The 12804-nt window shown below is 62.9% G+C and carries 9 protein-coding genes; 1 reads left to right on the top strand and 8 read right to left on the bottom strand.

Annotation, left to right across the window (positions count from 1 at the left end; translation table 11 throughout):
• Nucleotides 1-77 precede the first annotated feature (77 nt).
• The 3 genes from ACGYLA_RS04645 to ACGYLA_RS04635 form a co-directional block, all read right to left on the bottom strand.
• Nucleotides 78-1388, bottom strand: coding sequence for an HlyD family type I secretion periplasmic adaptor subunit (locus tag ACGYLA_RS04645; protein ID WP_394430693.1), 1311 nt, complete (start codon nucleotides 1386-1388; stop codon nucleotides 78-80).
• The gene (locus ACGYLA_RS04640) at nucleotides 1385-3121 is read right to left on the bottom strand and encodes a type I secretion system permease/ATPase (protein ID WP_394430691.1); all 1737 of its coding nucleotides are present in this window, start codon (nucleotides 3119-3121) and stop codon (nucleotides 1385-1387) included. Before ACGYLA_RS04640 ends, ACGYLA_RS04645 begins: the two co-directional genes overlap by 4 nt.
• Before the next feature lie 112 nt (nucleotides 3122-3233).
• Entirely contained in the window at nucleotides 3234-5483 is a 2250-nt protein-coding gene (locus ACGYLA_RS04635; RefSeq protein ID WP_394430689.1) for a transglycosylase domain-containing protein, read from the bottom strand.
• A 271-nt stretch (nucleotides 5484-5754) separates the two neighbouring features.
• On the opposite strand from ACGYLA_RS04635, the gene ACGYLA_RS04630 reads away from it, so the two are divergent.
• Nucleotides 5755-7062, top strand: a complete 1308-nt coding sequence (locus tag ACGYLA_RS04630; RefSeq protein WP_067266825.1) for an ammonium transporter — start codon at nucleotides 5755-5757, stop codon at nucleotides 7060-7062.
• A 59-nt stretch (nucleotides 7063-7121) separates the two neighbouring features.
• Here ACGYLA_RS04630 and ACGYLA_RS04625 read toward each other — a convergent pair whose 3' ends face one another.
• The 5 genes from ACGYLA_RS04625 to ACGYLA_RS04605 form a co-directional block, all read right to left on the bottom strand.
• Nucleotides 7122-8822: a histidine kinase N-terminal 7TM domain-containing protein gene (locus tag ACGYLA_RS04625; RefSeq protein ID WP_394430686.1), complete on the bottom strand. Its 1701-nt coding sequence runs from the start codon at nucleotides 8820-8822 to the stop codon at nucleotides 7122-7124.
• Between the two features lie 215 nt (nucleotides 8823-9037).
• Complete coding sequence (locus ACGYLA_RS04620) at nucleotides 9038-10219, bottom strand: amino acid aminotransferase (protein ID WP_067266822.1); 1182 nt, start codon at nucleotides 10217-10219, stop codon at nucleotides 9038-9040.
• Nucleotides 10220-10252: 33 nt separating this feature from the next.
• Nucleotides 10253-11107: a 3-mercaptopyruvate sulfurtransferase gene (gene sseA, locus ACGYLA_RS04615; protein WP_394430684.1), complete on the bottom strand. Its 855-nt coding sequence runs from the start codon at nucleotides 11105-11107 to the stop codon at nucleotides 10253-10255.
• Nucleotides 11108-11414: 307 nt separating this feature from the next.
• Complete coding sequence (gene smpB / locus ACGYLA_RS04610) at nucleotides 11415-11903, bottom strand: SsrA-binding protein SmpB (RefSeq protein WP_209218524.1); 489 nt, start codon at nucleotides 11901-11903, stop codon at nucleotides 11415-11417.
• A gap of 47 nt (nucleotides 11904-11950) precedes the next feature.
• On the bottom strand, nucleotides 11951-12769 hold the full coding sequence (locus tag ACGYLA_RS04605) for a sulfotransferase family protein (RefSeq protein WP_394430682.1): 819 nt from the start codon (nucleotides 12767-12769) through the stop codon (nucleotides 11951-11953).
• Nucleotides 12770-12804: the final 35 nt, after the last annotated feature.

The raw sequence follows: 12804 nt of genomic DNA, 5'->3' as shown, positions 1-12804 counted from the left end.
TTCCTTTGGTTGCGGTTCTGGGCGGACGCTAACCGCCCGCCGCGCCAAGGGAAAGCCCCTTTGCTACCTACCCCGCCTCAGCTTTCGCGGAAGGCGCGGGCGAAATAGTCGGCCATCGGTTTCAGCAAATAGGCCATGGGAGAGCGCTCACCGGTGCGGATGAAAGCCTCAACCGGCATACCGGGGAGCAGGATGGTGCCCGCCTCAAGCTTATCCGTCTCACCGGGGTTCAGCGCGATCTCGGCCCGGTAATAGCTCTGACCGGTGGCGTCATCTTCGATGGAATCGGCAGAGACCTGCAAGACCTTGCCCACTAGCTCCGGCGTGGTGCGCTGGTTTAGTGCCGAAAGACGCAGGTTCACCTCTTGGCCCACGGCGACCTGATCGATGTGAATGGTCTGCACCTGCGAGGCGATGATCAGCGGACGGTCCTGCGGGACGAGATACATCAGCGGCTCCGCCGCGCGCACGACCGAGCGCGGGGTCTGCACCTGCATGCCATAGATCACCCCCGACACCGGCGCGCGGATATCAAGGCGGTCGATCTCGGCCCTCAGCGCGCGGCGCTGCTCGGCCATCTCCAACTCACGGTAGCGCAGATCACGCAGCTGGGTGATCGCCTCTTCCCGCCCGGCGGAGCGCAGTTTGAGCCGTTCGATGTCGATCTCGGTCACCCGCTCTTGCGACTGCGCCTTTTGCGCCGAAAGCTCTCCGATCTGGCCGCGCAGGCGGGCCTGTTCCCGCATCAGCGTCAGCACGGCAGAGGCCTGTGTCAGGCCCCGGTCCAGCAGCGATTGCTGATTGGCCAACTCCTCTTCGATCAGCTCCAACTGCCGCGAAAGCGCGGCCTCCTGCGCGTCGACCCCGCGGATTTGCGCGTTAATCTGCGCCCGGCGTTTGCCCAATTGCTCAAGCTCTTGCGCCACGCTGACGCGGCGCGCGTCAAAAAGGTTCCGCTGGCCGTCCACCAATTCCTGTACGTCAGGGTTCGTCGCCCCGGCTGTTAGCAACTCTTCGTCAAATGTGACCGTCTCGACCTCATCGCGCTGCGCCTCTAGCCGTCCCCTGCGGGCCATAAGCTCGTAAAGCTGCCCTTCGACAATGGCCAATTGCGAAGTCAACTGCTCCGCATCCAGCCGGAGCAGCACATCCCCGGCAGCGACGCTGTCGCCCTCATCCACAAGGATGTCGGCCACCACGCCGCCGGTCTCATGCTGGACGATCTGCCGGTTGCGGTCGACTTCGATCCTGCCCGAGGCCACGACCGCCCCGGCGATTTGGCTGGTCACCGCCCATGTGCCAAAACCACCGAAGAGCAAAAGCAGCCCGATGAACCCAAGGATCAGGGGCCGCGTCGCCGACCAGCGCTTGTCCTCGCGGGCGTTCATACCACGCCCCCCGAGCGCGCGGGCGCTTTCTGGATCTCGCGGTGGTTTTGCACCATCCCGGCCAGCACCTCATCCTTGGGGCCAAAGGCTTTGCGCATGCCGTTATCCAGCACCAGCAGCGTGTCGCATTCCTGAATGGCCGCCGGGCGATGCGCCATGATCAGCACGGACCGCCCGCTGGCCTTCATCTGCCGGATCGCGTGATTCAGCGCCTGAGAGCCGGTATTGTCGAGGTTCGAGTTCGGCTCATCCAGCACGACGATCACCGGGTCATCATACAGCGCCCGCGCCAGCCCGATCCGCTGCATCTGCCCGCCCGAAAGCCGCACCTGCCCCGCGCGGATGGGCGTGTCATAGCCTTGCGGGAATTCGAGGATCATCTCATGGGCCGCCGCCATCTTGGCCGCCTTAACCACTTTGGCGTCGTCAGGATTGGGGGAGAGCCGGGCGATATTCTCGGCAATGGTGCCGTCGAACAGCTGAACGCGCTGCGGCAGATATCCGATATGCCGTCCCAAAGTCTCGCTCCCGTAATGCTCCAGCGCCGCCCCGTCGAGGCGGATAGACCCGCCCGCAGGCGGCCAGACCCCGGTGAGCGTGCGGGCCAAGGTCGATTTCCCCGCCCCCGAGGGGCCGATCACGCCAACCGCCTGCCCCGGCTCAACGGTGAAGTTGATTGACTTGAGCGCCGCCTGCTTCTCACCCGGTGCCACGACGGTCAGCGCCTTTGCGGCGAGTTTCGCCTTTGGCTGTGGTAAGGCGGTGCGCGCGGGCTCCTCCCCCACCGCACCCAGAAGCTGTGCCAGATTGGCCCAACCGGCCCGGCCCCGCTGCACCACCGGCCATTGGTTCAACGCCAGTTCCACCGGCGCCAGCGCCCGGCCCAAGAGGATCGAGCCCGCGATCATCGCGCCCGGCGTCATCTGGTTTTTCAAGACCAGCCAAGCGCCGAGGCCCAGCATGGCGGATTGCAGAAACAGCCGCAGCGTCTTGGTCATCGCGGTAAAGGTGCCGCCCACGTCGGTCGATTTCACCTGCTGCGCCAGCGCCTGCCCCCGGGCCTGCTGCCAGCGGGTAAAGGCGGCATCGCGCATCCCCATGGCCTGCACCATCTCGGCCTCGACCCTGATCTGGCCCGACATGGCATCCGCCGCCTGCCCCGAGATGCCAGCCCGGGCTTGGCTTTCGCGCGACAGCATTTGATTGGCCACCGCGATTGCCACCAGCACGGCGGCACCGCCCAAGGCCAGCCAGCCCAACATCGGGTGGAACAGAAAGATCGCGGCAAAGAAGATCGGCGTCCATGGCGCGTCAAAGGCGGCCATCAGCACCGGGGAGGTCATGAGGCGCTGCACGGCTTCGAGATCGGCAAGGCCCGCGTTGGTTTTCACATCCGGGGCCACGGCGGATTTGCGCACCACCGCGTCGAACACCCGCCGGTCGAGATCGGATTGAAACCGCGCCCCCACCCGCGCCATGATCCGGCCCCGCGTGTAGTCCAAAAGCCCCATCACCGCATAAAGAAAGACGACGAGGACCGAGAGGGCGATCAGCGTTTCCTCTGACCCTGAGCCGAGCACGCGGTCATAGACCTGCAACATATAGAGCGGGCCGGTGAGCATGAGCATATTGGCAAAAAGGCTGAACAAGGCCACCGCCCAATAAAGCCCGCGGCTGCGCCTGCGCACGCGACGCAGCTCGGACAGCCCCCTGTTCACCACATCGCTTTGCATCAAACCCTTTCAACGCTGCCCGGCCCGCGCGCAGCACCTTCCCGCCTTTGGGGAATTGATACTGAGTTTGACAACCCAATGCTATTGATTTTTCGGCCCGCCCCCGACCGCCTCAGCGGTCAAGGAAGTTCGGCGCGGGCGCGCTTGCCCCGCTGCCGCTGCTGCCGCCGCCAAAGATATCGCGCAGAACCCGGTCGATCACATTGTCCGCGCCGCCGCCATGGTTGCCACCGCCCTGCGGTTGCGGCTGGGGCTGCGGTTCGGGCTGTGCCTCGCTCAGGTTGCTGGGCGGGGCGGGCGCCTGCATCGGCAACTCCTTGAGGGGCATCCCCTCATGCACGCGGCTCATGGTTTCGCGCCAGATCTCTGCGGGCAGGCCCCCGCCCGTGACCCCGGTGAGCGGCGTATTGTCGTCATAGCCCATCCAGACCCCGGCCACATAATCCGCCGAGAAGCCCACGAACCAAGCATCCTTATTGGCCGAGGTGGTGCCGGTCTTGCCCGCGAGTTGCCGCCCGCCAAACTTGGCGCGCTGGCCGGTCCCTTCGGAGATCACCTTTTCCATCATATAGACCAACTGGCGCGCGGCATCTTCTTGGATCACACGTTCGTTGATGCCGCCGCCGGTGCCCATCAGCGGCTCCGTCTCGCCCAGAAGGCGCAGATCGACCAACCCGTAGGGCGTCACCGATGAGCCGCCGTTGAGGATACCGGCATAGGCGCCGGTCATTTCAAGCAGGGTACTCTCCGATGCGCCAAGCGCCAGTGCCGGACCGGCGGCCAGATCGCTTTTGATGCCGAACTGGGTGGCGACCGAACTCACCGTCTCGCGGCCCACGCTTTCCGAGACTTTCACCGCCGGAATGTTCAGCGAGCTTTTCAGCGCCTCGGTCAGGGTCACCGGCCCCTTGAAACTCTTGGTGTAGTTCTTGGGGCACCATTGTCCCGAGCCGGGTATGTTCAGGCAATAGGGCTCATCCACGATGATGTCATCGGGCGAATAGCCCAGATCGAGCGCCGCGGCATAAATGAAGGGTTTGAAAGCCGAACCGGTCTGACGCATCGCCTGCGTGGCGCGGTTAAAGGCGCCCGCGACCTTGGTCTTGCGCCCGCCCACAAGCGCACGCACCGCGCCATCAGAAGACATCACCACGATCGCCGCCTGCGCCTTGGAGCCTTCGCGGACTTTATTCTCAAACACCCATTTCAAGCCTTCCTCGGCTGCGCGTTGGATGCGCTGATCAAGGGTGGTCTTGATGATCACGTCTTCGGTGGTGTTGCGGGTAAAGAATTCCGGCCCAGAAGACATGACCCAGTCGGCAAAATAACCGCCCGCCTCGGCCTCTGCCGCCTCGGACAGTTGCGCGGGGTTGGCGATGGCCTCATCAGCCTCGGCGGCAGAGAGATAGCCTTGCTCTTCCATCAGGCGGATCACCGTGGCGGCGCGGCTTTGCGATCGGTCCAGATTGTTAGTGGGCGAAAGCGTCGTGGGCGCGGTCAGAAGACCGGCCAGCATCGCGCCTTCGGCGGGCGAGAGGGCGGCGGCTGGCTTGCCAAAGAACCGCTGCGCCGCGGCCTCTGCCCCAAAGGCACCGCCGCCCATATAGGCGCGGTTAAGGTAGATCGAGAGGATGTCGTTCTTGGTGTATTTCAGCTCCATCGCGATGGCAAAGAGCGCTTCCTTGGCCTTGCGACCCAAGGACGAACGACGGCATTCCGCCTCATATTCCTTTTCCGTCATGCCGCTGCTGGGGTCATAGGGTTCCCCCAGACAAAGCAGCTTGGCCGTCTGCTGGGTGATGGTCGAGCCGCCGTGGCCGGAAAGCGGCCCGCGCCCCTCGCTCAGGTTGATGCGCACCGCCGAGGCGATGCCCCGCGGGCTGACGCCCAGATGGCGATAGAATCGCTTGTCCTCGGTGGCGATGACCGCGTTTCTCAGATGTTTGGAAACCGATTCCGCCGAGACCACGCCGCCAAACTGGTCGCCGCGCCAAGCAAAGACCTCTCCCTCACGGTCGAGCATAGTGACAGACCCGCGCGCGCGGCCATCCAGCAGCGTTTCGAGCGGCGGGATCGTGGTGTAGATATAGCCAACCGCCAAGGCGAGCACGAGGAAGATGACAAGGCTAACCCGCCATGTGATGGTCCAGATCAGCCGCCAAATCCAACGGGCCACCCCCGCGAAAAAGCCGAGGATACCGCCGCGCCGGGGGCGTTTGGGACGGGCGGCTTTGCGACGGGCGGGCGCGGCCTTGCGCGTCGCCGGTTTGCCCCGCGCCGCGGTCTTGGCCTTGGGTTTGGCCTTACCGGGATACCGCTTGTCGGCCACCAAAGGGCGTTTGCGCTTGTTCTTGTCGGTCATAAAATCGCCTGCTCGGCCCTATTTTTCGCCACTTTAGCCTGACTGCAGCGGTTTGTTTAGCGCTGCAAGATCCAATCGGCGTCAAATGTCTGATTAATTTATAGGCAGATTCCAGCCTGCGCCCGATTTTTAAGCGGCACTGCCAAGCAATGGCGCAAATATGGCAAGCAAACCTGTCCAAGAGCGCCCGATATCCGGTTTTCTCATGCTGCACGGGCAGCCGCCCGCTTCGGTAAGCACGCATTCGGACCCGCAGACAGGAAACGACCATATGAAACCCATCTTAATACTTCCCCTTGCAGCGGCGGTCAGCGCCCTGCCCGGGCTGGCGCTGGCACAGGACGCGGAATACGCGACGCTGGCGGATACGACCTTCATCTTCAACACCCTGCTTTTCCTGATCGGCGGCTTCCTCGTCTTCTGGATGGCGGCGGGTTTCGCCATGCTGGAAGCAGGGCTGGTGCGTTCCAAGAACGTCACCACGCAGTTGACCAAGAACATGGGCCTCTTTGCCCTCGCGGCGGTCATGTATTGGCTGGTGGGCTATAACATCATGTATCCCGGTGACGGCAATTGGATCATGGAAGGCGTCTTTGGCACCTTCGCGACCAAGGACATCAAGACCGAGATCGACGCGGGCGGCTATTCCAACGCCTCTGACTTCTTCTTTCAGCTGATGTTCTGCGCCACCACCGCCTCCATCGTGTCGGGTGCGCTGGCCGAGCGGATCAAGCTATGGCCCTTCCTGATCTTCGTGGTTGTGCTGACCGGCTTCATCTACCCGATCGAAGCGTCCTGGCAGTGGGGCGGCGGTTTCCTTTCCGCCATGGGCTTCAGCGACTTCGCCGGCTCGACCCTCGTGCACGCCGCTGGTGGTTTCGCTGCCCTTGCCGGGGCCATCGTTCTGGGGCCGCGTTTGGGTAAATACGGCAAGGATGGCCGCGTCGTGCCGATGCCGGGTTCCAACCTTGCCCTCGCCACTTTGGGCACGTTCATCCTATGGATGGGCTGGTTCGGCTTTAACGGTGCGTCGCAGCTTGCCATGGGCACCATCGAAGACGTGGACGCCGTGGCGCAGATCTTTGCCAACACCAACATGGCCGCTGCCGCCGGTGCCGTCGCCGCGCTGATCCTGACGCAGGTGATGTACAAGAAAGTCGACCTGACCATGGTGCTGAACGGGGCGCTGGCCGGTCTCGTCTCGATCACTGCAGGGCCGCTTGACCCGACGCTGTTTGGTGCGCTTTGGATCGGTGCCGTGGGCGGTGTCATCGTGGTGCTGACCGTGCCGATGCTCGACAAGTTCAAGATCGACGACGTGGTCGGCGCGATCCCGGTTCACCTGATCGCCGGTTTCTGGGGCACGCTGGTCGTGCCGGTCTATACCGAAGGCACATCCTTCGTCACACAGATCATCGGCTTCGCCGCGGTTGGCCTCTTTGTCTTCATCGTCAGCTTCGTCGTCTGGCTGATCCTGAAAGCCGCCGGTGGCATCCGTGTCAGCGAAGAGGCTGAGATCACCGGTCTGGACATGTCCGAACTGGGCATGGAAGCCTACCCCGAGTTCGCCAAGGGCTAAGCCCCGGCGACATCGCCAAACAATCGACCGCCCGGCCAGCAAAGGCCGGGCGGTTTGCGTTAGGCCACTAGGGGTAAAGAAATCGTAAAGGTCGTGCCGACACCCGGGGCGCTGACATAGCGGATGCTGCCGCCGTGCCGGTCCAGAATCTGCCGGGTGATATGCATTCCCAGACCGCTGCCATAGGCGACCTTGGTGTCGGAGCCGTCGACCTGCAAAAAGGGCGCAAAGACCTGCTCCTCCGCGCCCGGCGGGATGCCACAGCCGCTGTCGCTGACCTGCACATGTGCCATGCCTTCGGACTGCTGAAGGCTGACCTCCACCTGCCCGCCCGGGGCAGAGAATTTCACCGCGTTCGACAGCACGTTCCCAAAGACCTGCCCCAACCGCTCTGCATCGGCTTGGACCGTCAGCACCGTCTCGGGCATCTCGCAGCGGAAGCGGATATCCTTCTCCGGTTGCAGGCTCTCCGCCCGGGCCACGGCCTTTTGCACCAGCGGGGCGAGAGCGGCAGGCTGCAGGTCGATGCTGAACTCGGCACTGCTGAGGCTTTGGGTGTCGATCAGATCATTGACCAAGGTCGTCAGCGTCTTGGAGCTACCTGCGGCCTTTGCCAGCAGACGCGCCTTTTGCGCATCGCTCACCTTGGCCCCGCCCTGCGACAACAGGCCAAGCGCGCCGTTGATGACCGTCAGCGGGGTGCGCAGCTCATGGCTGACCGTGGCGAGGAACTGCGCCTGCATCTGCTCGGCGGCGATGGCCTTTTCGGCGGCAATCTTTTGCACGGTCACATCCAAGAGCGCCACGGCCCAGCCCACCTGTTTCTGCCCCGCCCCCAGAGAAATCGCATGGGCGCGCACGGCGAAATGGCGGTGGCCCAGTTGGATATCGGTCACATCGGGCAGGCTGCCTTGGGCCGCGAGATAGCGGATGATCGGCCCCAACTCCCCAAAAGCGCTCAGCGAAGCCTCGGGATCGGCTTCCCGACGCAAGAGGTCGGCGGCGGCTGGATTGGTCTCAATCGCAGCGCCGCTCGGGTCGACCACAAAAACCGGATCGGTGCTGTTGTAGAACAACAGCTCGCGCGCGATTGCGTTCACGTCGATCCAGCGGTTATCGGCCACCAGCCAGACCACCAGCGTCAGCGAAAGCGCGAATGAGAAAGGCGTCGGATCGGTATTGAACAGGGTGATGCCGCCCAAGATATAGGCCAGATTGGCCACCATGGGGATCAGCGTCGCGGCAAAAAGCTTGAGGAAAAAGCTGCGCACCGCCGGGTTGGCCGAACGCACCGCCCGCCCCGCCACGACCGCCGCCGCCATGATGACCATGTAAAGATAGGTGATCGCGATGAAGAACAGCGGGCCGTGGTCGGATTGGACATAGGCCCCCTCTGCGCTCAGCAACCACTTGGTTTCGGGGCCATAGAATGTCTCATGCCAACCGCTCGTCACCGCGGCGAGGGTGATCAGCGCAGGCGCAAGCCCCGCGCAAAGCGGCACGAGCCACCGCGGCACCTTGGCCCCGAGCGCATATTCATAGAGGAAGAAAGCCCAGAAGGTCGGCAGCAGCACAAAGCCGATCCACGCAAGGCGGCTGACCCCAAAGGCGCAGGCGGCAGAGGTGGCGGAAAGTTCGACCCCGACCGACAGAAGCCAGAAATCCATGGCCAGAATGGCCAGCAAAAACCAGTGCTTACCGGGTAGGCTGCTGTGCCCGCGCACCCAATAGCCCAACACGGTGACAAGCGTGGCTGTCACGATCACCAGCTCTACCGCTGGCAAGCTCACATCCAAGCGGATGCACTGTAAGAATGATTCTAAAATTGGCCCGACCCTGAGTTTTCACTCAAGCTATCCAAACATGCCATTTCGACCAAGTTTTGATTAAAACTGGCCAGAATAGAGGCATAGGGCGATTGTTCCGCAACAATCGAAGGCTGACCGGGCCGCGACATGCGCGGCCCGGAGCGCGATTAGATACCGACGTCGATGATCGCACGAGCAAGGATCGGCACGCTGTTTTGGTTCAGCCCGGCAATGTTCATACGGCTGTCGCCGACCATATAGATGCCATGTTTTTCGCGCAGCGCATCGACCTTATCTGGCGTGGTGCCAAGGCGTGAGAACATGCCGCGGTGCTGGGCGAGGAAGCCAAAGCGGTCCGATCCGGAGAGTTTCTGCAACTCACCCGCCAGTTGCTCACGCAGCCCCAGCATGGCGTTGCGGACATCCTCAAGCTCGGCCATCCAATCGGCCTTGAGCTCGTCATCGGTCAGGATGGTCGACACGATCCGCGCGCCGTGATCGGGCGGGAAGCTGTAGTTCTGGCGGTTGAGGAAGGCCAAAGTGGCTTGGTTCAGCCCCTGCGCCGCCTCGGCAGCCACCAGCATCAGAATGCCGGTCCGTTCGCGGTAGATACCGAAGTTCTTGGAGCAGCTTGCCGCGATCAGGCACTCAGGCACCGAGGCGGCCACTTTGCGCGTCGCAGCGGCATCCGCTTCCAGCCCGTCGCCAAAGCCCTGATAGGCGATGTCGATCATCGGCACGGCACCGGTGCTTTGCAGCACTTCGATCACCGCGTCCCACTCCGCGCTGTTGAGGTTCGCGCCCGTGGGGTTGTGGCAGCAGCCGTGCAGCAGGACCACATCGCCTTTCTTGGCGGTCTTGAGGTCTTCGATCATGCCGTCGAAGTTCACGCCGCCGGTCGCGCTGTCGAAATAGCGGTAGTTCACCACTTCCATGCCCAGATAGGACAGGATCGACAGGTGGTTCGGCCATGTCGGATCAGAGACGAAAACGCGCGCTTCGGGGTTGGCCATACGCACCAGTTCAAAGGCCTGACGCACGGCACCGGTGCCACCGGGGGTGGCGGCAGCGGCAATCGCGCCGCGCGGCACGGCATCGCCCAGAACAAGCGCAGCCATCGCATTGGTATAGGTCGGATCACCCGCAAGACCGGTGTAGACCTTGGTGTCTTGGTTTTCCCAGATGCGCTGCTCAGCGGCTTTGACGGCGCGCATCACCGGGGTGTTGCCGCTGGCGTCTTTGTAGACACCGACGCCGAGGTCGATCTTCGTGTCGCGCGGATCTTCGCGGTAGGCCTGTACAAGGGCGAGGATCTTATCGGCGGGTTGCGCCTTGAGCGTCTCGAACATGGGGTTCTCCGGTTGGAAGGTAACGGTAAAGGATTAAGCCGCGCCGGTGGCCACGGGCACGGTAGGGAACATGCCCCATTCCGCCCATGAGCCATCGTAGAGCGACCATTTGCGGTGGCCCAGCCGCTCCAGCGCCAGCGCCAGCACGGCGGCGGTGATGCCCGAGCCGCAGGAGGTGATGACGGGTTTCGACAGGTCCACGCCCGCCGCCTCGAAAATGGCGCGGGTCTCTACGGGGGTTTTCATCGTCTTGTCGTCGTTGAGCAATTCGGTGAAGGGCACGTTGCGCGCGCCGGGAATATGGCCTGCGCGCAGCCCCTCGCGCGGTTCAGGCGCATCGCCGCGGAAACGTGCTGCGGCGCGGGCGTCGACGATCTGCGGATCGCCGAGTTTGGAGGCATGGGCCACCTGTGTCACATCGCGCACCAATTGGTTCTGGAAGCGCACGGTCATATGGCGGTCGCGCGGCACGGGGGGCATATCTTCGGTCTCGCGCCCCTCGGCCTGCCATTTCGGCAACCCGCCATCCAGCACGGCGACATTCTCTTGCCCCATCAGGCGGAACAGCCACCAGACCCGGGCCGCCGACATCAGGCCTGCGCCATCGTAGACCACCACCTGATGCCCGTCACCCACACCCATGGCGCGCAGCCGCGACATGAATTTCTCGATCGGCGGGGCCATATGCGGCAGGTCCGAACGCGCGTCCGAGATATCGTCGATGTCGAAAAAGCGCGCGCCGGGGATGTGCGCGGCGTCATACTCCGCCTTCGGATCGCGCCCGGCGTCGGGCAGATACCACGAGGCATCAAGGATGCGCAGGTCCGGGTCTTTCAGATGCTGAGCCAACCAATCGGTTGAAACCAATGTCTTGGGATCGTCGGCCATGGGGGCCTCCTTCGTCGCGGGCGTTGCCCATGCCTATAACCGGCGGGGGATGCTGGCAAGTGGAAGGGGGGCGGTGAGAGGTGTAAGGAGGGCCATCCCCTGCCCGTGAAGTGGCGATGCTACGGGCTGTTGGCACCACTTTATGGTTCAACTTTGATGTGTGCCGTCAAGAAGGCGCCCGCCTCACCAAATCGCCAGCCCGGTCGCACCAAAGGTGCGCCTAGTGTATTCTGGCGCGCCTCTGGCGTGATAGGCGGGCAGGCGATGGCCCGGCGCCTACGGCTTGATTCCGGGCCTGCCGCGCATCTTACCCGTGATCTTTCAGCAACCGCTGCTTCTGCCGCGACCAATCGCGCTTGGCCGCCGTCTCGCGCTTGTCATGCAGCTTCTTACCCTTGGCCACGCCGATCTTGATCTTGGCCATGCCGCGATGGTTGAAATACATCACCAAAGGCACCAACGTCATGCCCTTGCGCTGCGTCGCGTTCCACAGATCGGCCAATTCCTTGCGGCTGACCAGCAGTTTGCGCCGGCGCCGTTCTTCATGCTGAAAGGTCTTGGCCTGCTTGTAGGGCGCCACATAGGAGTTCACCAACCACAGCTCGCCATCCTCCACGGCGGCGTAGCTCTCGGCGATATTCGCCCCGCCTTCGCGTAGGGATTTCACCTCGGATCCCTCAAGGATGATACCGCATTCGATATCTTCTTCGATCGCGTAATCAAACCGCGCGCGGCGGTTTTCGGCGATCACCTTGTAATTCGGATCGGATTTGGAACTGGATTTGACCTGTGACATGCCAAAGCATGTAGAGCGCCCCCCGCCCCGGTGCAAGATGCTGCCGCTCAGTCACCGAGTTTGGCGTGCACCTCATCCAAATCGATCTCCCCTAGGGGTTGCTTATTGCCGGGGTTGTCGAAGTCATATTTGAACAGATCGAAGTCGCGTTTGTAGATCTCGCGCATCAGATGCATGGACAGATCGTCGAAGTAATCCTCGACCGGATGCGCCCGCTTGGGCCCATGGCCCTCGCTCTCATTAAAGCGCGGGATCGCCGCCAGATCGACGGGGTGCGGCGTGTCCACGGCATCGAGCACCTGTTGCATCCCATCGTTGAACCGCTCGGTCCAGAAGATCTGGTCGTAGGTGCCGCCGTTGACGATAAAGGTGCTGACATGGCCCGAGACCGCCGACCAGTGAATGTCCGGGTCCATTGGCCGCCGCCAACGAATGGTATCGCGGGCGAACAGCAGGAACCGCCGGAAGCTCGCGATCTGGTCGAACTCCTGCTTGCCGTCCTCACCGCCTACGTCGATCCCATATTTCTGCACCAGCAGCGGCACCAGATTGCCGCGATAGCGCCGCCCGTTGCGCTGAATGCCGCAAATCTTGTCAAAGAAAGACGACAGGATCCGCGTGTAAGGGTTGCGCACACAGGTAAAGGCATAGGACTTGCACGCCGTCACATTCTCGGTGATCGGCCCCTGCGATCCGTCCAAGGCCCATTTGTGGATCCCGGTCTTGGCATCATGAATGTCCCCGTCAAAGAACTCTCCATGATCGGAATAATACATGATCTGCCCGATGGTCGAGCACGCGCATTTCGGCACCACGCGGTACACCATGCTCTCACTTTCCGTCATCCATGTTCCGGGAAAACCCATGCGCGTCCTGCCTCCTGCTGGCGCTGGCTGTTTTA

The organism is Sulfitobacter sp. 1A13679, from assembly GCF_043557115.1.
GTDB classification, from domain to species: domain Bacteria; phylum Pseudomonadota; class Alphaproteobacteria; order Rhodobacterales; family Rhodobacteraceae; genus Sulfitobacter; species Sulfitobacter faviae.
This window is presented reverse-complemented; position numbering and strand designations above follow the sequence as displayed.